The organism is Leucobacter sp. NPDC058333, assembly GCF_042726155.1.
In the GTDB taxonomy this organism is placed as follows: domain Bacteria; phylum Actinomycetota; class Actinomycetes; order Actinomycetales; family Microbacteriaceae; genus Leucobacter.
Genome location: NZ_JBHXHV010000001.1, coordinates 959221 through 980763, shown reverse-complemented (window position 1 = coordinate 980763; position 21543 = coordinate 959221). Strand labels below are relative to the sequence as shown.

At 64.4% G+C, this 21543-nt stretch carries 20 protein-coding genes and 2 tRNA genes; 12 read left to right on the top strand and 10 right to left on the bottom strand.

Annotated features, from left to right (window positions below; genetic code table 11):
• Positions 1-2 precede the first annotated feature (2 nt).
• Positions 3-4148 (bottom strand): efflux RND transporter permease subunit, encoded by a 4146-nt coding sequence (locus tag ACFWHR_RS04535; RefSeq protein ID WP_382447078.1) that lies wholly within the window; start codon positions 4146-4148, stop codon positions 3-5.
• Positions 4149-4227: 79 nt separating this feature from the next.
• Between ACFWHR_RS04535 and ACFWHR_RS04530 the strand changes: the two genes are divergently transcribed.
• A complete protein-coding gene (locus ACFWHR_RS04530) occupies positions 4228-5532 on the top strand; it encodes a DUF445 domain-containing protein (protein ID WP_382447077.1) in 1305 nt (434 codons plus the stop codon).
• Between the two features lie 36 nt (positions 5533-5568).
• On the opposite strand, the gene ACFWHR_RS04525 is transcribed toward ACFWHR_RS04530, so the two are convergent.
• The gene (locus tag ACFWHR_RS04525) at positions 5569-6201 is read right to left on the bottom strand and encodes a hypothetical protein (RefSeq protein WP_382447076.1); all 633 of its coding nucleotides are present in this window, start codon (positions 6199-6201) and stop codon (positions 5569-5571) included.
• Positions 6202-6330: 129 nt separating this feature from the next.
• Here ACFWHR_RS04525 and ACFWHR_RS04520 point away from each other — a divergent pair, with 129 nt between their 5' ends.
• Positions 6331-6537, top strand: coding sequence for a DUF3073 domain-containing protein (locus ACFWHR_RS04520; RefSeq protein WP_382447075.1), 207 nt, complete (start codon positions 6331-6333; stop codon positions 6535-6537).
• Positions 6538-6636: 99 nt separating this feature from the next.
• Here the strand turns inward: ACFWHR_RS04520 and ACFWHR_RS04515 are convergent, their stop codons facing one another.
• The 3 genes from ACFWHR_RS04515 to ACFWHR_RS04505 form a co-directional block, all read right to left on the bottom strand.
• Positions 6637-7383 (bottom strand): phosphoglyceromutase, encoded by a 747-nt coding sequence (locus ACFWHR_RS04515; RefSeq protein WP_382447074.1) that lies wholly within the window; start codon positions 7381-7383, stop codon positions 6637-6639.
• A gap of 30 nt (positions 7384-7413) precedes the next feature.
• A complete protein-coding gene (locus ACFWHR_RS04510; protein ID WP_382447073.1) occupies positions 7414-8553 on the bottom strand; it encodes a YgfZ/GcvT domain-containing protein in 1140 nt (379 codons plus the stop codon).
• A 239-nt stretch (positions 8554-8792) separates the two neighbouring features.
• Complete coding sequence (locus ACFWHR_RS04505; RefSeq protein WP_382447072.1) at positions 8793-9092, bottom strand: hypothetical protein; 300 nt, start codon at positions 9090-9092, stop codon at positions 8793-8795.
• A 122-nt stretch (positions 9093-9214) separates the two neighbouring features.
• Between ACFWHR_RS04505 and ACFWHR_RS04500 the strand changes: the two genes are divergently transcribed.
• From ACFWHR_RS04500 to pstB, 8 genes are all read left to right on the top strand, one after another.
• Positions 9215-9886 carry a winged helix-turn-helix domain-containing protein gene (locus ACFWHR_RS04500; RefSeq protein WP_382447071.1) on the top strand — a complete coding sequence of 224 codons (672 nt, stop codon included), beginning with the start codon at positions 9215-9217 and terminating at the stop codon, positions 9884-9886.
• Positions 9883-10836: a mycothiol synthase gene (gene mshD, locus ACFWHR_RS04495; protein ID WP_382447070.1), complete on the top strand. Its 954-nt coding sequence runs from the start codon at positions 9883-9885 to the stop codon at positions 10834-10836. The genes ACFWHR_RS04500 and mshD overlap by 4 nt, the downstream gene beginning before the upstream one ends.
• Positions 10833-12962: an RNA degradosome polyphosphate kinase gene (locus tag ACFWHR_RS04490; RefSeq protein WP_382447069.1), complete on the top strand. Its 2130-nt coding sequence runs from the start codon at positions 10833-10835 to the stop codon at positions 12960-12962. The genes mshD and ACFWHR_RS04490 overlap by 4 nt, the downstream gene beginning before the upstream one ends.
• Entirely contained in the window at positions 12959-13912 is a 954-nt protein-coding gene (locus tag ACFWHR_RS04485) for an NUDIX domain-containing protein (RefSeq protein WP_382447068.1), read from the top strand. Before ACFWHR_RS04490 ends, ACFWHR_RS04485 begins: the two co-directional genes overlap by 4 nt.
• A 148-nt stretch (positions 13913-14060) precedes the next feature.
• Positions 14061-15158 carry a phosphate ABC transporter substrate-binding protein PstS gene (gene pstS / locus ACFWHR_RS04480; RefSeq protein ID WP_382447067.1) on the top strand — a complete coding sequence of 366 codons (1098 nt, stop codon included), beginning with the start codon at positions 14061-14063 and terminating at the stop codon, positions 15156-15158.
• Positions 15159-15260: 102 nt separating this feature from the next.
• A complete protein-coding gene (gene pstC, locus ACFWHR_RS04475) occupies positions 15261-16199 on the top strand; it encodes a phosphate ABC transporter permease subunit PstC (protein WP_382447066.1) in 939 nt (312 codons plus the stop codon).
• On the top strand, positions 16199-17320 hold the full coding sequence (gene pstA / locus ACFWHR_RS04470; protein ID WP_382447065.1) for a phosphate ABC transporter permease PstA: 1122 nt from the start codon (positions 16199-16201) through the stop codon (positions 17318-17320). Before pstC ends, pstA begins: the two co-directional genes overlap by 1 nt.
• Positions 17321-17363: 43 nt before the next feature.
• Complete coding sequence (gene pstB / locus ACFWHR_RS04465; protein WP_382447064.1) at positions 17364-18143, top strand: phosphate ABC transporter ATP-binding protein PstB; 780 nt, start codon at positions 17364-17366, stop codon at positions 18141-18143.
• Between the two features lie 10 nt (positions 18144-18153).
• On the opposite strand, the gene ACFWHR_RS04460 is transcribed toward pstB, so the two are convergent.
• Together ACFWHR_RS04460 and ACFWHR_RS04455 are read right to left on the bottom strand one after the other, a co-directional pair.
• On the bottom strand, positions 18154-18600 hold the full coding sequence (locus ACFWHR_RS04460) for an acyl-CoA thioesterase (protein ID WP_382447063.1): 447 nt from the start codon (positions 18598-18600) through the stop codon (positions 18154-18156).
• Positions 18601-18873: 273 nt separating this feature from the next.
• Entirely contained in the window at positions 18874-19503 is a 630-nt protein-coding gene (locus ACFWHR_RS04455) for a hypothetical protein (RefSeq protein WP_382447062.1), read from the bottom strand.
• Positions 19504-19789: 286 nt separating this feature from the next.
• Here ACFWHR_RS04455 and ACFWHR_RS04450 point away from each other — a divergent pair, with 286 nt between their 5' ends.
• A complete protein-coding gene (locus tag ACFWHR_RS04450; protein ID WP_382447061.1) occupies positions 19790-19975 on the top strand; it encodes a CsbD family protein in 186 nt (61 codons plus the stop codon).
• Between the two features lie 246 nt (positions 19976-20221).
• On the opposite strand, the gene ACFWHR_RS04445 is transcribed toward ACFWHR_RS04450, so the two are convergent.
• From ACFWHR_RS04445 to ACFWHR_RS04435, 3 genes are all read right to left on the bottom strand, one after another.
• Entirely contained in the window at positions 20222-20551 is a 330-nt protein-coding gene (locus ACFWHR_RS04445; protein WP_382447060.1) for a DUF4190 domain-containing protein, read from the bottom strand.
• A gap of 62 nt (positions 20552-20613) precedes the next feature.
• Positions 20614-20685 (bottom strand) — tRNA-Lys (locus ACFWHR_RS04440).
• Between the two features lie 59 nt (positions 20686-20744).
• Complete coding sequence (locus ACFWHR_RS04435) at positions 20745-21371, bottom strand: LysE family transporter (protein ID WP_382447059.1); 627 nt, start codon at positions 21369-21371, stop codon at positions 20745-20747.
• A gap of 74 nt (positions 21372-21445) precedes the next feature.
• On the opposite strand from ACFWHR_RS04435, the gene ACFWHR_RS04430 reads away from it, so the two are divergent.
• Positions 21446-21521, top strand: a tRNA-Ala gene (locus tag ACFWHR_RS04430).
• Positions 21522-21543: the final 22 nt, after the last annotated feature.

Below are 21543 nucleotides of genomic sequence, written 5' to 3'. Positions count from 1 at the left end.
GTCTAGCGAGTCTCCTCTGGCGAGTCTTCGTCGCCATCTTGTGTCGCCTGCCACATCAGCTGTTCCCAGTCGAGTTCTCCGGTAATGGGCGGTGCCGGCTCTCCCGGCTCCTCGTCATCGTCGCCGACAACGGCTGGTTCGGGAAGCACGAGCGGCGCGGTGACATCATCGGCGTTCGTGGGTTCAGCCGCAAACAATGGGCTCACACGGGGTTCAGCGTCAATCACCTCGTGCGAGACGGCGCTCAGCGGCGTGGTGTCGAGCGTCGGCTCAAGGTTCGGTCCGGGAACGATCTCCCAGATCGGCGTCGTCGCGGGCGCGGGCGTCGACTCGGCCTCAGGCTCCTGAGCCTCGGGCTCGGCCTCCTTGGCCGCCTGGGGCTCCTCAGCCTCAGCCTCGAATCCCTCAGCCGCCGCGTGGTGCGGCGTCGCGCCGGCCATCAGGTCGGTCAGTGGGTTGTCCTCGCCGGTAAAACCGAGATGGTTCAGGTCGAGTGACATCTGCTGAGTTGACGGCCCGAGCGGCTCATTGACCGTCGCGGGTTCAATCGTCACCGCTTCGTCAGTGGCATCCGTCGCGTCGACCAGCGTCTCGGACTCATCAGCCGATTCCGGAATACCGTGAGCTGGGGTCGACGCGGGCACCGGCTCGGCGACAACCGACTCAGCAACAACCGGATCGGTCACAACCGGCTCAGCGACAGCCGGCTCAGCAACGGCCGGCTCGGCGACCACCGGCTCGGCCGGCTGCGGCTGTGGCAGCGGTACCGCCGCGACGGGCGCGGACACCGGGGACTCTACGGCCCCGGCGTGCGAAGCGCGCTCGGCAACCGGCGCTGCGAACAGCGCCGCACCGCCCGCAGCAACCCCTCCGGCGCCGACAGCGCCAGGAACTGCGCCTGCACCGGCTACCGCGATCCGGCCCGAGTCGGTCGGGCCAGCTGGATCGCTCCCGCGGCGGATCCCGCTGCCGCGCTTGGGACCGCCCTCGCGGCGGCGCTCCACGATGTAGTAGAGCGTCGGCAGCACGATCAGCGTCAGTACGGTCGACGACAGCAGGCCGCCGATCACGACGACGGCGAGCGGCTGCGAAATGAATCCGCCCTTGCCCGTGATACCGAGCGCCATCGGCGTCAGCGCCAGAATGGTTGCGAGCGCCGTCATGACGATCGGGCGAAGACGCTGCAGAGAACCGTGCAGTACGGCGTCGCGCAGGGCATCGCCTCGTATGCGGTACTGATTCACAAGGTCGATCAGCACGATCGCGTTCGTCACAACGATTCCGACGAGCATCAAGACGCCGATCAACGATGCGACGCCGAGAGGAATGCCCGTGACAATGAGCAGCAGTATCGCGCCGGTTGCGGCAAACGGCACCGATATCAGCAGCAGCAGTGGCTGCAGCAGGCTGCGGAACGTCGCCACCATCACGATGTACACGATCAGAATCGCGGCGAGCAGCGCCAGCCCGAGTTGCTGGAACGCGTCAGACTGCTGCGACAGCACACCGCCGATCTCCGCATTCGCCCCTGCCGGCAACTTCACGCTGTCGAGCGCGGCCGCGACGTCAGTATTCGCGGTGCCGAGATCGTCGCCCTTGGGCATCGCAGACACCGTGACCGACCGCACGCCATCTTCGGTGCGCACGGTTACCGGCCCGTCTGCGAGCTCGACAGCCGCCAAGCTACTGAGGGCCTGCGGGCCAACAGCGGTTTGGATCGGCAGAGCCGCGACCCCCGCCTGGTCAGTGGGCGCTGCGCCGTTGACCAAATAGACCGACACCGAATCGGCGTCCATCGTGATCTGCCCGATCTGTGACGGCTGCATTTGCTGCGCAACCTGACCGGCGACGCCGGCCTCAGTGAGCCCTGCCTGCGCCGCAAGCCCACGATCCACCGCGATGCGCAGGTACTCGCGAGAGACGCCCAGGTCGCTCTCGACCGCCTGCAGGCTCGACTTCTTTTTGAGCGCTGCGACGACAGCGTCGCTCGCCTTCGTAAGCGAGTCCTGGTCGGGCGCCGTGACGTTGATGTCAATCGCGCTCGACGACGTGACGCCGCCGCCCGACTGCCCGAGCGAGAACTCGCCAGCGTCTTTCAGCTTGTCGACAGCGGCCCGGATGTCGTCTTGCACCTGAGTCTGGTTGGCATCGGGATCCGTGGTGATCGCGTAGTTCACCGTGCCGTCGCTGCCGCCGCCCCCGAAGAGCGCGCCAGCGCCACCGGCACTGCCGATCGTCACCTGCAAGCTCTGGATCGACGAAACATCACTGAGCGCCTGCTCGACCTTTTCGGCCTGCGCGAGCTGAGCGTCGAGGCTCGTGCCGGGCGCGAGACTCTGCTCGAGCCCGACCGAGTTCTGTTCGTCGGAGCCCAGGAAGCTGGTCTTCATGAACGGGCTTGCCGCGAGGGTGCCACCGAACACAACGACCGCGATGAGCAGCGTGATGGCCGGCCGCCGCAGCGTCCACTCGATGATGGGACGGTATCGCCGCTGCAGCGCCGTTGGGTGCTCGTCGATTTCTTCGCCCGGGTGGTCGATCGCGCGTTCACTGACCTTCGCCGTCTCGCCGCTCCCTGCCGTCACGAAGCCACGGCGCCGGCGCGCGGGGCCCGTGCGTAAGAACCAGTAAGCCAGCACCGGCACGATGGTGAGCGAGACGAGCAGCGAAGCGATGAGCGCGATCGTCACAGTGAAGGCGAACGGACGGAAGAGTTCGCCGACCATTCCACCCACGAATGCCAGAGGCAAGAACACCGCGACGGTGGTAATGGTCGACGCCGTAATCGCACCCGCGACCTCTCGCACGGCGCGAATAATCACGGTCGTTCGGTCACCGCCGTCGGCGAGATGTCTCTTGATGTTCTCAATCACGACGATCGAGTCATCGACCACGCGTCCGATCGAGATCGTCAGCGCGCCGAGCGTCAGCAGGTTAAGGGTGTAATTAGCGAAGTTCAGACCGACAAATGTCAGCAGCACCGATGTCGGAATCGAGATGGCCGTAACGAGCGTCGCGCGAATCGACATCAGGAAGACGAGGATCACGAGCACCGCGAACAGCAGCCCGAGCAGCCCCTCGACGGCCAGCGTTTCAATCGATTGCTCGACGTACGGCGCCTGGTCGAAGATCACGGTGAGTTTCGCCCCACCGAGCTCATCTTGCATCTCGTCGAGCTTGTTCTGCACCTCGTGCGAAACGTCGACGGTGTTCGCCTCGGACGTCTTGGTGACGCCGATGGTCAGTGCTGCCGCTCCGTCGACCCGAGAAATACTCTGTACGGGGCCCGGCTCGAGGCGCACATCGGCGACCGCACCGATGGTGACCGGCGCGGCGGGGACAGCAGGGGCGATCTGGCCGGGAATGGCGGGCGCTTGCTGCTGGGCCGCAAGCTGTTCAGCGCTCGGAGCGATGGGCAATGCCGCGATGTCTTCGGCCGAGTGCAGTTCGCTTCCGGCCTGGACCGCGAGGGTGCGATCGCCCTCAGTGATCGTCCCGGCCGCGACCAGTACGCCGCTCTGCTGCAGGGTGTCGGTAATTGACTGCGCGGTCAGCCCCTGCGCCGCGAGCGCCTCAGTGTTGGGCTCGATCGTCACCTGATCGGGCCTGGCACCGCTCAACTGTGCTTCGCGCACGCCGTCGAGGTCGGAGAGGTCGGAGATTGCGGTGCGCTCAACCAGCGCGGCGGTCGATTCAATCGATTCACCGTCGGCGGGAGTGACCGCGATCTGAATAATTGGAAAATCATCAATGGACCCGGAGAGCACCTGAGTGTCTGCCGACTCAGGCAGGGCCTGAGAAATGCGACTCACGGCTCGCTCGACCTTTTGCTCGGTCGAGGGAAGGTCGACACCGTACGTGAACTGCGCCAGCACAGTGGACGTCCCCGTGCTCGACGTCGCCGACGACGTCTCGAGCTGGGGCACCCCGCGCAGTGCGGTCTCGATCGGCACGGACACGTCTTTGTTGACGACCTCGGGCGAGGCGCCCGGGTAACTCGTCACAACCGCAATCGTGGGGAACTGAACTGAGGGCATGAGCTCTTGCTTCAGCGACCCGACGCCAATCAGCCCAAACAGCGCTGCGACGATGGTGACGAGCGCGATCAGCGCGCGGTTCTTCAGGCTCAGCGCCGTAAGGAGGTGCATGACCGCGATTATCCCACGCTGTGCACCTCCCCATGTCCACCCGTGGTTTCTCGCACTGGTCAGGGTGGATAATACTGAGATGCCGCAGCCACGCACCCGCCGAACGCTCGGTGCCGTCTCCCCCGTAGATTTCCAGCGTCTCGCCGAGCTCCGCCGCATGCAAGCCATCGCGGTCGGGCTACTCATCGCAATGGCAGTGCTGTTCGTCGTCTCGTTCATCTTGCAGGCGAAATTTCCCGCTTGGGGCTTCGTGCGCGCGGCGAGCGAGGGCGGCATGGTTGGCGCGCTGGCCGACTGGTTCGCGGTCACGGCGCTGTTTCGCCATCCCCTCGGAATTAAGATTCCGCACACAAATCTGATTTCACAGAAGAAGAACGACATCGGCGAAGGGCTTGGTTCCTTCATTGAAGAGAATTTCCTCGCAGACGACGTCGTGCACAACAAACTCTCGGAAATCAGCGGCGCTCGGCGCGCCGGCGAGTGGCTTTCGGATCGCCGCAACGCCGAGCGCGTCAGCGCAATGGCGGCCAGTGCGGGCCTCGGCGCGCTCGCGGTACTCGACGACGACGATGTGCAGGAGCTGATCGAGGTACTCGTGCGGCGGCACGTCATCGACCCCGAATGGGGGCCATTGCTCGGCCGTGCAGCTGATTCGTTTGTTGAGGGCGGCCACCACGAGGCGCTGCTCGAAATCGCGGCCGACCGACTCGAGGGTTGGCTGGTCGAACACCCCGGCGCATTCGACCGCGTTGTCTCGTCGCAGCTGCCCTCGTGGGTGCCCGGCATTGTTGATCGCTTCGTCGACAACCGTCTGCACGCGGAGGCAGTTCGGTTCGTGCAGCGCGTGGCTGCTGAACCCAAGCACCCATTCCGGCTCGCAATCGGTAAGTTCCTCTCGGATCTCGCGCGCGACCTGCAATCGCAGGAACGACTGCAGCAGCAGCTCGAAGCGTTTAAACACGACGTGTTCGACAGTCCGCGCATTCGCGCACTCGCGCAGAGCACCTGGCAGGCGGCGCGCGCGGCGTTCATCGAAATGCTCGAAGACCCCGAGAGTGATCTGCGCACGCGCATGGTGCGCGCTGCGCAAGATTTCGGCATGAAACTGCAGGAGGACGCAACGCTGCAGTACAAGATCGACGTGTGGGTGATGGACGTGGTCGAGCACCTCGTGCGCACCTACCGCCACGACCTCGCGAACGTGATCACGGAGACCGTACAGCGATGGGACGCGCAAGAAGCCGCCGAGAAGATCGAGCTGCAGGTCGGCAAAGATCTGCAGTTCATCCGCATTAACGGCACGGTTGTCGGATCCCTTGCAGGCCTCGCGATCTACGCCATCGCCACCCTGGTGATTACTCCGCTCGCCGGGCTCCCGCACTAGCTTCGCCAGTTGTATCGGCCAGCAGGGCGATAAGCACTACTTCGCGTACGTCACGGGCAGCAGCATGTCTTGCACGCGATCGCCGCTCGCCGTGTGGTCGGCGCGGGTCGCAATGGCGCACTTCATCACGCGGCAATCAAGCCCGTCGGTGGTCGGCTCAGGCACGGTGAGCGTCACGGAAAAGTCACCGTCGGTTTCGTTCGAGTATGTGTGGGTAGCGAAGTTGCGCCACGCCCAATCGTCAGTGACCCAGGCACTCGCAAGCTGTGAGACATCAGCGTCCCCCGACTCGGCACCCTTCGGGATTCCGCCGAGGCACGGTCCAGGCTTTTCGCCCGGCTCCGGGATAGCGCAGATCGCAACGTATATTCCGATTCCGGCATCGAAGCCAGACCCGTCGACTCGCACTGTTTGACCAGGCTCTAGCGACCCGAGATCCGCGGCGTTCCCGTCCGTATCGACGGCGGAGAGCACCCGTTCGCGTCCATCGGCGCCGCGCGCCGACGCCTCAGACACGACGCTCGCGGGCACCTCTTGGCCGGAACCGCCAGCGCTGCGGTGCAGCAGAATCGGGGCAACGATCGCGGCGACAGCAACCAATACGAGGGTGGCGATGACGAGGAGTGCGACGAGCACGATTCTGCGGGGGCGGGCACGCGTCGAAGGCATGTCCTCATGCTAATGCCCCGCGTTCGTCGCGCAGGTTCATCATGCTAGAATCTGCACCATACGTCTATAAACTGGTATTTGCCTCGGGGAGCATATCCCGCGGGGCCCGACTGTGTAAGGGGGTCACGCATGGGGCGCGGCCGTCAGAAAGCAAAGCACACCAAGGTCGCCCGGGAGCTGAAGTATTTCAGCCCTGATACGAACTACTCTGCGCTGCAACAGGAACTCTCAGCCGCTGAGGCGGCTGAGGCCGCCGAGGCGTCACGGACGCCCGAGGTTGACCCGTGGGCGGAGTACGCCAGTAAGTACAACGCGGAAGACGACGACGAAGATTGATCCTCGGCGCGTGATCGCTTGACGAGCGCAACGCTCCTCGTCTTGAAATGACTGAGGGCCCCTCCGGTGGAGGGGCCCTCAGTCATTGTCTCGAGAGCGCTATGCGCCCTTACCCTGAGCGGCGACGGCGGCTGCACCGGCGGCCGCGGCCTCAGGATCGAGGTAGCGGCCAGGCCCGGTCGGCGTACCGCTCTCGTCGATCTCGTAGACGAGCGGCATGCCGGTCGGAATGTTCACACCGGCAATGTCTTCGTCAGAAATCCCGTCGAGGTGCTTCACCAGCGCGCGCAGCGAGTTACCGTGCGCGGTCACGAGGACCGTCTTGTCCGCGTTCAGATCGGGCAGAATGCTCTGCTCCCAGTAGGGCAGCATGCGGTCGATCACGTCTGCGAGGCACTCGGTGCGGGGCTGCTCGCCATCAATGTCTGCGTAGCGCGGATCGCCGGCCTGCGACCACTCGCTCGAGTCGTCGAGTACGGGCGGCGGCGTGTCAAACGAACGACGCCACTCCATGAACTGCGCCTCGCCATACTTCTCGAGCGTCTCGGCCTTGTCGAGACCCTGCAGCGCACCGTAGTGGCGCTCGTTGAGCCGCCATGAGCGGCGCACCGGGATCCACAGCCGGTCAGCGCTGTCGAGTGCGAGGTGCGCGGTTTGAATCGCGCGGCTGAGCAGCGAGGTGTGCAGCACGTCGGGAAGCAACCCGGCCTCTGCCAGCAACTCGCCGCCGCGAGCGGCTTCACTTCGGCCCTGTTCAGTGAGTCGCACATCAACCCAGCCGGTGAAGAGGTTCTTCTGGTTCCACTCGCTCTGCCCGTGGCGGAGCAAGATCAGCGTATTTGTCATGCGTTCCAGTCTATGGGGCGACCGTCACGCTCAGAGGCGCTTCAGGCGTGGCACGTCTCGTGTTGCGCCGGCGTCGGCGGGCACAATGACCTCCTGCGTCGCGGCGATCGACTCCCCCGCCGTCGCCGCGGGGTCATTACCGGTCGAGCCACCGCGCACTTCAAGCTCGGCGTCTTCAGCTACGGACCGCTTCACGAGCGCGAGCGCGATGCCACCCCACTCGTGGTGCAGCGCGGCTCGGGTGACGCGCCCAACGGGCCGCGCTCCCTCGGCCGTGGCTGACCCGGCGCCCGAATAGATCAGCGCGCCAGAGACAGGCAACTCGCCCCCCGTACCATCGAGGTGCAACAGCACGAGACGGCGGGGCGGGTGGCCCAGATTGTGCACTTTTGCCACGGTCTCTTGCCCTCGATAGCACCCCTTCGACAGGTGAACCGCGGTGCGAAGCCAATCAAACTCGTGCGGGATCGCGCGTTCGTCTACATCCCCGGCCTGCGAGGGCCGCCAGGCGCGAACCTCGAGTGCGTCGAGCGCGAGCACGCCTGCGGAACGAATCTCGCCGCTGTGCACCAGGCCAATGATCTCAGCGAACCGTTCGCGCTCGAATACGAACTGTGTCGCCGTCCAGTCGGCACCTGCGTGGGCAATGTCTGCGCGGGCATACTGCACACCGCCCCGCAACACCTTGGCCCACGGGTCCCGCCACTCGACGCTCGGACGCAGGCTGCGCAGCGCTTCGCTGGCGGGGCCCGCAAACGCGAGCACGGCCGCGTGCGTGGCACTCACGTCTGCGACTTCGACGCGCAGCGCGAAGCGCATGCGCGTGAGAAAGGCTGCGAGCGGCTCGGCTGACCCTGCGTCGACGAGCAACCAGGTGCACTCCCCATCGTCGACAACGCGCACGGCGCGCTCGATGCGACCATTCGGATCGAGCAGCAGGGTTTCAGTGCTCTCCCCGGGCTGCAGCCCCAGCAACTGCTGACTCGTCATTGAGTGCAGCCAGCTCAGGCGATCTGGCCCGGAGACAACAACGATGCCGTTGTGTGACAGATCGACGACTGCTGCGCCCGCTTCGAGGGCGCGCTGTTCGAGCAGCGGCTCACCGAAGTGCGAGGAAGCGCCGGTCTCACTGTCGAGAACGCTGCCGGGAAGCTCAGCGAAGGAATGCATCGATACTCCGATCACAATCAGAGGTCGGAGCCGTGAAGCTTAGCGCTGACCCTTGAAGAGCTTGAAGATGACGGTGCCAGACACCCAGACGATCGCGAGCGACGCCAGGCCGAGGAGTCCGAGAAAGAAGAGTTCGAGGGCGAGAAGCATGATCACAGTCTACATCGCCGCCGCGCCCGGCGCAGGCGAGACCGGAGACGCTCTCGGAGCGGGCCCGAGACGCTCTCGGGCCCGAGAATCTAGAGAAAAATGAGGCCCAGTACGTCAATAATCGCGATCACGACGACCGAACCCGCGACGCTGAACGAGACGCGCGTGATGAATCCCTCACGCTGGGCGGTGCCGAGCTGCAGTCCAAAGGTGACGAGCGTTGAGACCCCGACGGCGAGCGCGAGCCAAGAAAAACGCTCGGCCTCAGGCACGAGCAGCGTCACAAGTGTGCCGATCACCGCGGCTACCGCCCACGCCACAACGAGACGCGCGATGTGCCAGGAGTGCGCATCTGGCATCTCGGACGTTTCGGGGGGCGCATCGCTCATGGCGTCATTCTCCCACACGTGCCGCAGACTCCCGAGGCACCGAAACAAACGTGAAACGGGTGTGAAACAAGGCGCACAGTACTATTTGGAGCAGGTCACCAGACGAGAAAGGGAGCACACGGATGCAACTCCTCTGCCTCTCAGACCGCGATCCAGCGGATTCACTCCCCGGGCTCGATCTGCTGCCACACGATGTGCGCACCTCGCCGCTTTCGTTGCGCGTACCCGAGACAATGGCCGATCGTTTCGACGCCGTCCTGATCGACGGCACGCTCGATGCGCGGCGTGCCCGCGCGGCGTGCCTCAGCCTGGTGAACGGCAGCGAGACGCCACGCGTCGTGATTTTGCCGGAGGTGGCACTCACCGCGCTGACACCTGATTGGGGGGTGCAAGAGCTACTGATTCCGACGGCGAGCCCGGTGGAGATCGAGCTGCGGCTGCGGCTGCTCGAGCGCCCACGTGCCGCGGCGCAACCCTCAGCGGTGCACGCAGCGGGCGTCGTCATCGACGAATCAAACTTCACGGCCCGACTGTTCGGCCGGCCGCTCGACCTCACCTATAAGGAGTTCGAGCTACTGCATTTTCTTGCTGGCAACCCCGGCCGTGTCTTTACCCGCGAGCAACTACTCAGCGAAGTGTGGGGAACCGACTACTTCGGCGGCACGCGCACCGTCGACGTGCACGTGCGGCGGCTGCGTGCCAAGCTGGGCGAACACGAGGGTCTCATCAGCACCGTGCGCGGCGTTGGCTACGGCTTCGCGCGGGCCCGCGTCGAGGAGGAAGACACGGAATGAGTCAGCTCAAGTCGCACGCCGCAACCCGTCCGTCCGACTTCGAACTCGCTCGCGAGGTAGTCGCAGCGGCAGAGTCGCACGACGGCGTCTCCCCCGTTTCAGATCAGGCTCTTCTCGCGGCCAAACAGGGCGAGCGCGAGCTGCGACTGTTTACCTCCGATGCGGCGACAAATCAGACCGGCGGCCCGGTCGCTATCGGCATCGTCGGGCAGGGTGAAATCGACCTCGTCGTGCGGCCAGATGCGCGGCGACAGGGCATCGGCGCGGCCGCCCTAGCCGAATTACTCGCGGATGAAACTGGCGAACTGCTCGCGTGGGCCCACGGGGTGAATCCCGCTGCCGAGGCGCTCCTCACGCCGGCTGGTTTCACCCCGGTGAGGTCGCTCTACCGCATGGCACTTGATCCCGCGCTGCTTCCCGAGCCCGTCGTCAGCGACGGTTCACTCGCGAGCGCCCTCCCCGTGCCTGCAGGGTTCGAACTGCGGCAGTTCGATCCCGAGCGGCCCGGCGACCCAGGAGTATGGGTGCGGGCGAACGCAGCCGCGTTTGCAACGCACCCGGAGCAGGGGCGCATGACCGAGGCCGACTTCGCACTGATTTCCGCCGAGGAGTGGTTCGATCCCGCGGACTTGCTGCTCCTCATCGACGAGACTGGCGAGGCCGCCGGGTCTACCTGGATCAAGACGCTGCGCGAGCCCGAGGTCGAAACCGAACTCTACGCCGTGGGCGTGCGGCCCGAATTCGCCGGTCAAGGCCTCGGCAAATTGCTCCTCGACGCGACGCTCGCGCGCATGTCCCAGCACCGTCCAGCCCGCGTCTCGCTCTACGTCGACGGAGATAATGAGCGCGCCGTGCGTATGTACGAGCACGCGGGGTTCACCATTGATTCACGGAGCAGGCAGTGGCGAAAGGCCCCAGTGTCGGTGCCGGGTGCCAGAATGGACGCATGAGCGACGAACCCCGCGATCTCGATGAAGCGCCGATCGAACTTCCGGCAGACCGGTACATCGATCGCGAGCTGAGCTGGCTCGCATTCAACCAGCGCGTGCTCGAACTCGCTGAAGACCCGTCGACCCCGCTGCTCGAACGCGCGCAGTTCCTGGCGATCTTCGCGGCGAATCTCGACGAGTTCTTTATGGTGCGCGTCGCAGGCTTGAAGCGGCGCATCGTTACCGGGCTCGCGGTGCCGACGAACGTTGGTCGCGCCCCCACCGAGGTTCTCGCAGACATCAATCGTCGCGCATATGAACTGCAGCTGCGGCACGCCGAGTGCTTCCGCGGACACGTGCAGCCGGGTCTCGCGGAGGCTGGCATCAAGATCGTCGAGTGGGAAGAACTCGATGACGCGGATCGCGAGATCTTGACCGACTATTACGAGCAACGCATCTATCCGGTATTGATGCCCCTCGCTGTCGATCCGGCGCACCCGTTCCCCTATATCTCGGGCCGAGCGCTCAACGTCTCCATTCGAGTGCGCAACCCGAACACCGACAAGGTCGAGTTCGCGCGACTCAAGGTACCGCAGATGATTCCCCGCTATGTGCGGGTCGACGGTCGCGAGAGCGTCGACAACGTACGCTTTATCGCGCTCGAAGAACTCATCGCCAACCAGCTCGACGGGCTGTTTCCCGGCATGGAGGTCATCGACCACCATGTCTTCCGTGTGACCCGCAATGAAGACGTCGAGATCGAAGAGGACGAGACCGAGAACCTGATTCAGGCGCTCGAAAAGGAACTGCTGCGTCGCCGGTTCGGGCCGCCTATTCGCCTCGAGATCTCCGACGATATGGACGAGGCCACGCTTGAGTTGCTCGTACGCGAGTTCGACATCGATGAGCAGCAGGTGTACACACTTCCGGCTCCGCTTGACCTCAGCGGCCTGTTCGCGCTCGCCCGAATTGCGCGACCCGATCTGAAGTTCAAACCGCACATTCCGGTGACTCACCCGCAGTTTCGCACTGGCGCGCCGAGTGACAAACCAGACGTCTTCGGGGCGATCGCGCGACGCGAGGTGCTGGTACATCACCCCTACGAGTCGTTTGCCACGAGCGTGCAGGCGTTCGTCGAGCAGGCGGCCACAGACCCCGACGTGCTCGCGATCAAGCAGACGCTCTATCGCACCTCGGGCGACAGCCCCATCGTTGCCTCACTCATTAAGGCCGCCGAGGCGGGCAAGCAAGTGCTGGCCCTGGTTGAAGTCAAGGCGCGGTTCGACGAAGAAGCGAACATCACCTGGGCGCGCAAGCTCGAACAGGCGGGCGTGCATGTCGTCTATGGCCTCGTCGGCCTGAAGACGCACTGCAAGCTCGTGCACGTGATCCGCGAAGAGGGTGGCCGACTCGCGCACTACTGCCACATCGGCACGGGCAACTACAATCCGAAGACCAGCCGAATCTACGAAGACTTCGGACTGTTTACTTCGTCGCCCGAGGTCGGCCGTGATGTGACGAAGCTCTTCAACGTGCTATCGGGGTACGCCATCGAGACCGACTACGACCGTTTGCTCGTCGCGCCGTTGCAACTGCGCAGCGGTCTGCTTGAGCGCATCGAGCGCGAGGTAGAGCACGCCCGAGCAGGTCGACCCAGCGGCATCCGTCTCAAGGGCAATTCGATGGTCGACGAGACAATCATTGACGCGCTCTACCGCGCAAGCCAGGCAGGGGTACCGATCGACGTCTGGATGCGCGGCATCTGCTCGATTCGGGCTGAAGTGCCCGGCCTCTCCGAAACCGTCCGCGTGCGCTCAGTGCTCGGCCGCTATCTTGAGCACTCGCGCATTTATTCGTTTGAGAACGGCGGCGAGCCCGAAGTCTTCATCGGTAGCGCTGACCTCATGCATCGCAACCTCGATCGTCGCATCGAAGTACTCGTGCGTCTTGAAGAGCGCGAGCACCTAGAGCGCATCTCGCGCTTCTTCGACTTCGCGTTCAGCGACGATGTGTCGTCGTGGCGCATGCTTCCCGACGGCAGCTGGCACCGAAGCGTGGTGAACGAAGCCGGCGAACCACTCCCAGATCTGCAAGACCTCGTGATGGCAGACCGCACCGAAGCGCGTCGCGCGCGGAGAGCCCGGTGACCGAAGAGATCTTCGCGGCGGGAACCGTCTGCTGGCGGCGCGAAGTCGGCGCCGACGGGAGCGAACGCGTGCGCGTGCTCGTCATTCACCGACCCAAACGGCAAGACGTTTCGTTTCCTAAAGGCAAGCTTGAGGCGGGCGAGAGCATGCCGCAGGCCGCCGTTCGCGAGACGCGAGAAGAGACCGGACTTAAGGTGCGCCTCGGACCACACCTTGGCACCATCCACTACTCGCTCAGCGGAAATCGCCGCAAGACCGTGCAGTACTGGGCGGCCGAGGTGTCTGAAAAGCGCGCGCTCGCGCTGTCGTTTCGACCGAACAGTGAGGTCGACTCGATTGCGTGGCTTCCCATTGAGGAAGTGCGCGAACAGCTCACCTATCCCGCCGACCAAGAGCTGTTTGCCGTGTTTCTACGCCTCGCCGAGCGTGACTTGCTCGACAGTTTTACGGTCACGCTTCTGCGTCACGCCAAGGCGCAGCCGCGCACTGAAAACGGTGGCGCCGACCACGAGCGCCCGCTGACCCCGTTCGGCACCGAGCAGGCAGAAACACTCGTGCCAACGCTCGCCGCGTTTGGGCCACGCCGTATCTACGCCTCGACGGCTACGCGGTGCGTCGAGACGGTCACGCCGTTCGCCTACTTTCAACACAAGCCCGTGCGATCTACCGATGCGATCAGTCAAGATACCTGGGACACCGGCGATCTCGCCGGGCTTCGCACGCTGGTCGGCAAGATCATCACGCGCGGCAAGAGTGTGCTGTTGTGCAGCCATCGGCCCGTGCTGCCCGACCTCGCCCGCGAACTCGCGCTCGCGACTGGCAGCCCGCTCGGATCGTATCTCGACGAAGCGACCGCGCTGCCGACCGCTGGCTTCTCAGTCTTCCACCTGTCGCGACGGCACCCCGATGCCGGCATCATCTGCGTGGAAACGTATCCGCTGAAGCACTGAGTCGTTGGAGTCCGCGATGACGCGGGCGGCGTGAGTTCACCTGTTGTTCACCCCCTGGCAGACCCTGAGTCACGATGGGTGCTTAGCGTGGTGATGTGGTCGTTCGAGGCCATGACCTCACATCCGTTTCCAGATTGGAATAATCCAAGTGAAGCTTTCAGCATTCGCCAAGGTCGCCGCTATCGGCGGTATCGCCGCACTCACGCTGACCTCTTGTGCCGCGAACGAGGGCGGCAGCGCCTCCGACGAGACCGCAGCCGCTTCGAGCCTCTCGGGCGAACTGGTCGGCGCAGGCGCATCGTCGCAGGGCTCGGCGCAGGAGGTCTGGGTCGCTGGGTTCCAGACCGCCAACCCCGACGTCACGGTGAACTATGAGCCCTCCGGCTCGGGTGCTGGCCGCGAGACGTTCCAGAAGGGCGCAAGCGCCTTCGCAGGCTCCGACCGCGCTTTCAAGGCCGAAGAGATCTCCGCCGGTCCGTTCGACGGCTGCGCCACGGGCGACATCGTTGAGTTCCCCGCCTACATCTCCCCCATCGCCGTCATCTTCAACGTCGAGGGCGTTGACTCGCTGCAGCTCGACGCCTCGACCGTCGCGAAGATCTTCTCCGGTTCGATCACTAAGTGGAACGACCCGGCGATCGCCGATCAGAATGAGGGCGTCGACCTGCCCGACACCAATATCACCGCTGTGCACCGCTCAGATGATTCGGGCACCACGGGCAACTTCACCGAGTACCTCGGCGCGGCCGCTGCCACCGACTGGACCGCCGGTTCGATCGAGACCTGGCCCACCGAGTACGGCGGCGAGGGCGCACAGGGCACCTCTGGCGTGGTCAGCGCAGTGAAGAACGGCACCGGCACCATCGGCTACGCCGACGCTTCGCAGGCTGGTGACCTCGGCACCGTCAAGATCAAGGTCGGCGAAGAGTACGTCGAGATCTCCCCCGAGGCCGCGGCCGCCATCGTCGACGAGTCGCCGCTCGAGGAGGGCCGCACCGATCACGACCTCGCGATCGCACTCGACCGCACCTCGACCGAGGCCGGCGTCTACCCGATCGTACTCGTGAGCTACCTCATCGGCTGCGAGAAGTACGAAGACGCGGCAAACGCCGAGCTCGTGAAGTCGTACTTCAGCTACATCGTGAGCGAAGAGGGTCAGTCGGCTGCGGCTGAGTCGGCAGGCAACGCACCGATCTCGAATGACCTGCGCACCAAGGTGCAGACCGCGATCGACTCGATCAGCTAACTTCCCCGGTGAGCGGGGCGCACTCATCGTGCGCCCCGCTCACCGCCGGTCGTCGTCAGGCGATCACCCCCGTGTTCCGCTCCTCCCGATCTCGGAGACTCAGTGACCGTCACTTCCGCCCCCGCCAAACCGGTGCTCAGCATCGGCGACCGCGTCTTCTCGCGCTCCGCGGTCTTCGCGGGCAGCATGATCCTCGTCACCCTCGCCGCCGTCGCGGTCTTCCTCATCGTGCAGAGCATTCCGGCGTTCGTTGCCACCGATGAGAGCGCGTCGCTGCTCACCAGCAATTTCTGGGCCTACGTCGGCCCCCTCGTCTTCGGCACTGTCTGGGCGGCCGCTCTCGCGCTGCTGCTCGCACTGCCGCTCGCGATCGGCATCGCGCTCTTCATCTCGCACTATGCGCCGCGCCAACTTGCCCAGGTGCTCGGCTACGTGGTCGACCTGCTCGCCGCGGTACCGAGCGTCGTGTTTGGCCTGTGGGGCATTGGCGTGCTCGCCCCCGCCGCGCGCCCCGTGTTCGAGTGGCTGAACACCTACCTGGGCTGGATCCCGTTCTTTGGCGGCACGGTCAGCGGCACCGGTCGCACTATATTGACCGCAGCGATAGTACTCGCCGTGATGATCCTCCCGATCATGACGGCAATTTGTCGTGAGATCTTCCTGCAGGCGCCCGTGCTGCACGAAGAAGCTGCACTGGCACTCGGCGCGACCCGCTGGGAAATGATCCGGCTCGCGGTGTTGCCCTTCGGCCGCCCGGGCATCGTCTCCGCCGCCATGCTGGGGCTCGGCCGAGCGCTCGGTGAGACCATGGCCGTCGCCATGGTGCTTTCGGCAACGGGACTCGTGTCGTTCAAACTCCTCACCTCCGAGAACCCGTCGACGATCGCGGCGAACATCGCGCTCTCGTTCCCGGAGGCCTACGGCGAAAACATCAACGTGCTGATCGCCACCGGCCTCATCCTGTTCGTCGTCACCTTCCTGGTGAATGCGCTCGCCCGTTGGATCGTGAGCCGCCGCGCTGAGTTCTCGGCGGCGAACTGATGCTCCAGCAGACCGAACCGAAACAAGAGGGGACCACCTCCGTGGCCATCACCGTCCGCCCCGTCCGCGCGGGTTCGTCGCTCGCCGGGAATCGGTTGTCGCGCTCAACGCCGTGGATCGTGCTTGCTGGCTGCCTCGTTGCAGCGCTCGCGCTCTTCGGCCTCATCGCCGCCTCCTCGGGCAGCAAATACTCCGTGGTTGGCGCCGTGCTCGTCGGTGCGATCGCCTTTGTGCTCGTCATCACGATCATGTCCGCCGCCGTCGAGGGCAGCCGTCAGGCCATGGATCGCTTCATCACGGCGATCGTGTCGGGTGCCTTCCTGCTCGCGATGGTGCCGCTCATCTCAGTCGCCGTGACCGTCGTATCGAACGGCCTCGCGCGCTTCGACTCCGAGTTCTTCAACTCGTCAATGCGCAATGTCACGGGTGAGGGCGGCGGCGCGCTGCACGCCATGATCGGCACGCTGCTCATCACCCTCGCAGCGACCGTCATCTCGGTACCGCTCGGCCTCATGACCTCGATCTACCTCGTTGAGTACGGTCGCGGACGCGTCGCGAAGACCATCACCTTCCTCGTTGATGTCATGACCGGTATTCCCTCGATCGTCGCTGGCCTGTTCGCCTACGCCGTGTTCGCACTCTTCTTCGGGCCCGGCGTACGCATGGGCATCGCTGGCGCGGTCGCGCTTTCGGTGCTGATGATCCCGGTCGTCGTTCGCTCGAGCGAAGAAATGCTTCGCCTCGTGCCGAATGAGTTACGCGAGGCTTCGTACGCCCTCGGCGTGCCGAAGTGGCGCACCATTACGAAGGTCGTGCTCCCCACCTCGATCGCCGGAATCACGACGGGCATCATGCTCTCGATTGCTCGCGTCATCGGCGAAACCGCTCCCCTGCTGATCACGGCGGGCTTCACCGCTTCGATGAACTACAACCTGTTCTCGGACCGCATGCAGTCGCTGCCTGTGTACGTCTACACGCAGTTCATGAACCAGGGCAACCCGGCCGAGGCCTTTATCAATCGCGCGTGGGCAGCCGCGCTCGTCTTGATCCTCATCGTCATGGCCCTCAACCTGCTCGGTCGCCTGATCGCCCGCTGGTTCGCCCCGAAGACTGGCCGCTGAGCCGGCCTCCCCACCTCACAGACTCTCGAACGAAAGAATCATCATGTCGAAGCGCATCGAGGTTAACGACCTCAACGTCTACTACTCGAAGTTCCTCGCGGTTGAGGGCGTGTCAATTAACGTTGAACCCCGCAGCGTCACCGCGTTCATCGGCCCTTCGGGCTGCGGCAAGTCGACGTTCCTGCGCACGCTCAACCGCATGCACGAGGTCATTCCCGGGGCGCGCGTCGAGGGCGAGGTGCTGCTTGACGGCGAGGACCTCTACGGCACAGGGGTCGATCCCGTGCTCGTGCGCCGCCAGGTCGGCATGGTGTTCCAGCGCCCCAACCCATTCCCGACCATGTCGATTCGCGATAACGTGCTCGCCGGCGTGCGACTGAACGACCGCCGCATCTCACGCGGAGACGCCGAGGCACTCGTTGAGAAGTCACTCACCGGCGCCAATCTGTGGAACGAAGTGAAGGATCGCCTCGACAAGCCCGGCTCCGGCCTTTCGGGCGGTCAGCAGCAGCGCCTCTGCATCGCGCGCGCGATCGCGGTCTCCCCCGACGTGCTGCTCATGGACGAGCCCTGCTCGGCGCTCGACCCCATCTCGACGCTCGCGATCGAGGATCTCATCGACCAGCTCAAGCGCGAGTACACGATTGTGATCGTGACCCACAACATGCAGCAGGCGTCGCGCGTCTCTGACCGCACCGCGTTCTTCAACATCGCGGGCACCGGTAAGCCGGGCAAGCTCATCGAGTACGACGACACCTCGACGATCTTCTCAACGCCGTCGGTGCAGGCAACTGAAGACTACGTCTCCGGCCGCTTCGGGTAGGCGTTCGCCGCTAATCGTCGTGGTTCGGCATCTCGTCGGCCGTCGGCATCCGATCGCGCTCGTAGGTGATCTCGGAGTAGCCGTGCGGCACCGGGGTGCCTTCGGGGCCGATGTTCACGAAGACGATCCGGTCGATCGACAAGATCGTCTTTCGCGTGATCATGTTGCGCACCACCGCGCGCATCGTGAGCGACGTGCGACCAAAATCAGTCGCGACGAGCCCCATCTCGATCAGGTCGCCCTGGCGAGCCGAAGCTTCGAAGTTGATCTCCGAGATGAACTTCGTCACCACGTGCGGATTGCCCAGCTGAATGATCGCGTAGATCGCCGCCTCTTCGTCGATCCACCGCAGTAGGCTACCCCCGAATAGTGAGCCGTTCGCGTTCATATCTTCGGGCCGCACCCACTTGCGCGTCGAGAAGTTGATGCCGTTATCGTGCTGATACTGAGATCTCATGACTCGAGCTTAGATCGGCCGCGTTTCAGCTCTGCAACGAATCGGGTCGGCCCAGCTGCGCCGAGCGCAGCCGTGTCAGGCACGTCTTCGCGAGCCTCGAAGGGGCAGAAGAAACCGAGCCGCAGAAACGCCTCTCGGCGGAAGGCCGCTCGAAGCGGCGAAAATTGGAGCCCGGGGTTACTGCGGCCCGGCGTGAATCAGTTTAGCAAAGCGCGCGTGAGATGCACGGGGCGAGATGCACAGGCGGGATGCACGGGGAGTGGCACAGGCGAGCTACGACAGCGTCCCGTCACGCCAGCGCCGCGCGCCGCCGTGCAGGTCGTGCGCAAACGTCGAATAGCGCAGTGACCGCGTGGTGAGTTCCGCCGCGTGGGCGTCGTCGTGCACGTCGCGGGTGTCGGCAAGGTCGGCCGCGCCGAGAGACATGAGGCGGCAGTAGCTTGCCGCACGATCCAGCGCTCCGCCCAAATCGCCGGTGAATACACCGCGCAAGATCGTGTCGCAGAGGTACGAGATCGAATCGGGCGTGACGGGTTCGGCTGCGCCCGCAACGATCGGGTCAATGGTCACCGTAACTGCGACGCCGCGGCGAAAGAGGTCGGCCGAGCCCTCGGGGTCAGAATCGACCACGCGGCGCAGCAGGTAGAGCCGCCACAGCACGCCGGCGAGCGAGTGCGCGCTCTCGCCCGCCCACAGCTCCGCGATGTCATCGAGGCCCGTGCCCGCCGCAAGCCCGACAACGCGCTCAACCACCTCGGGGTCAGCGACTGCCCGCACTCGATCGAGCAAGGCCCACGAGGTCTCCTGCGCAAGTCTGCGGGCAGCCTCGGGCTCATCTGAGCCAATGATCCAGTCGAAGGTGAATCCCGGCTGCAATACGGGGCGCTGGTGGTCGCGGGACATCTGCCTCTTTCACGGTGCCTGGTTCGCGGTGTGTGCGTGTCGACAACGCTGCTGCCGATGACGACCTCGCGAGTCTACGCCGCATCCCAGAACCCCACTCACACCGAGCATTCGGGGCAGCGGCGTATTCTGAAAGGGTAGGTTTTTACTGGTTGTCACGCTTTCTCACACACGCTTTCTCACACACGCCGACGAAGACGCAACCCCCTGGGCGCTGGGCAGCTCCAATGGCACCGTGGAATGTGTTCCCGGTCTTGGGAATGCTCCCAACGTTGAAGGAGGACCTATGAGTGCATCAGACAAGATTTCAGCCGCAGGCGACAAGCTGAAGGGCAACGCCAAAGAGGCAGTCGGGCGGGCAACCGGTGACGATGAACAGGTCGCCGAGGGCAAGCTCGATCAGGCGAAGGGCGACCTGAAGCAAGCCGGCGAACACGCCAAGGATTCCGCGAAGGATGTCTTCGACAAGTAATCGCGGACTTGTGGCCCTCGCGCGTGCGCGGGGGCCACAAGTGTGTGTGGGTGGGCGTGGCGGGGTGCGGGCTCTCCGCTCGGTAAGCGCTCAGCGTTCTGTGAGCGATTCGCGTTCCGCGCGCGATCCGCGTTCCGCAAGCCGAATTCGGGCCGCGGGAGCTTGCGCAACGCAGATCGCTTGCCAAACGCGTGCGCATCGCCGAGGCTCACCGGATCCGTCGCGGTGCTGCGACTGTTCGAGTCCCTACATATACGGCTGCAGCTGCACCAGCAGGACAGTCAGGCCTATCGCCCCACCAATGACGCCGAGGTAACCGAGGATGAGCGCGGCGGCGGCAAGCCCCCATCCGCGTTCATGTGTACGACGAATCTGGGCGAGCGCGATGTGCCCCAGTACGACCGCCGCGACTGAAACCAGAAACGCCAGTACAAACGCGACGACCGCATACGTGTTGTAGCGATCCGGCTCGAGAAAACCAACACTGCGCTGCCGCCGCGAGCGCAACACCAGCACTACGATCAACACCGGAATCGCAATGACCACCATGACGGTGAGAATGCTGATGGGATCCATATTCGAGCTAGTCTCCCGTCACATGGAGTAAATCAACGCGCGCCAGACCTGAAATCTAGAAGTGCCCCCAGTAGGGATCGAACCTACGACCTGCGGATTAAAAGTCCGTAGCTCTACCGCTGAGCTATAGGGGCCAACCCGAATAGCTTAGCGGATCGCGCACACCCAATGCTTCCCGCCTAGGGGTTGGCGTTCAGTGCAAAAAGAGCAGCAGCGCCGCGACACCGACAAACAATGAACCGAAAATCGCATTGAGCACCCGCTGGCCTCGCGCCGTCGCCGTATAGCGGCGGAACGGGCGCGCAACGACCGCGAAGAAACCCCACATCACGATGACGTCGACGCCTACGGTGGTCGCGATGAGGATCAGATACTGCGGCATGAGCGGAGCGTCCGCGCTGATGAACTGCGGGATGAACGCCAGGAAGAACACGATCGCCTTCGGATTGAGCAGGTTCACCCAGAATCCGCGGCGCAGCATTGCGATGCGTGTCGCCGACATCGCAGCACCTTCAGCATCAGCTGCCGGCGGCTGCGGTTTCGTGAAGATCAATCGGAGACCCAGGTACAGCAGGTAAGCCGAACCCGAGTATCTGATGACGTTGAACAGCACAGGCGAGTTGGCGACAAGAACACCTACACCGGCCGCGACAATCGCGATGTGCACGAGCAGCGCGAGTTCCTGACCAAACACGCCCCAGATCGAACGCCGCCACCCGACGGCGAGCGAATTCGACATCGTATTAATAGCCCCGGCGCCGGGCGTAATACAGATGACGATTGATGCGGCCAACAGAGAAAGCCAGATTGCGGGAGCCACCAGCACAGTGTATCCGCGTCGCAAGGCTAGAATTTCACGCGGCGCCTCTCCCCTGCTAGAGTGGAGCGCTGTCAGGGTCTGTGGCGCAGTTGGTAGCGCGTCTCGTTCGCAATGAGAAGGTCAGGGGTTCGATTCCCCTCAGATCCACCACTCCAGTAACTTCAGCGCAATA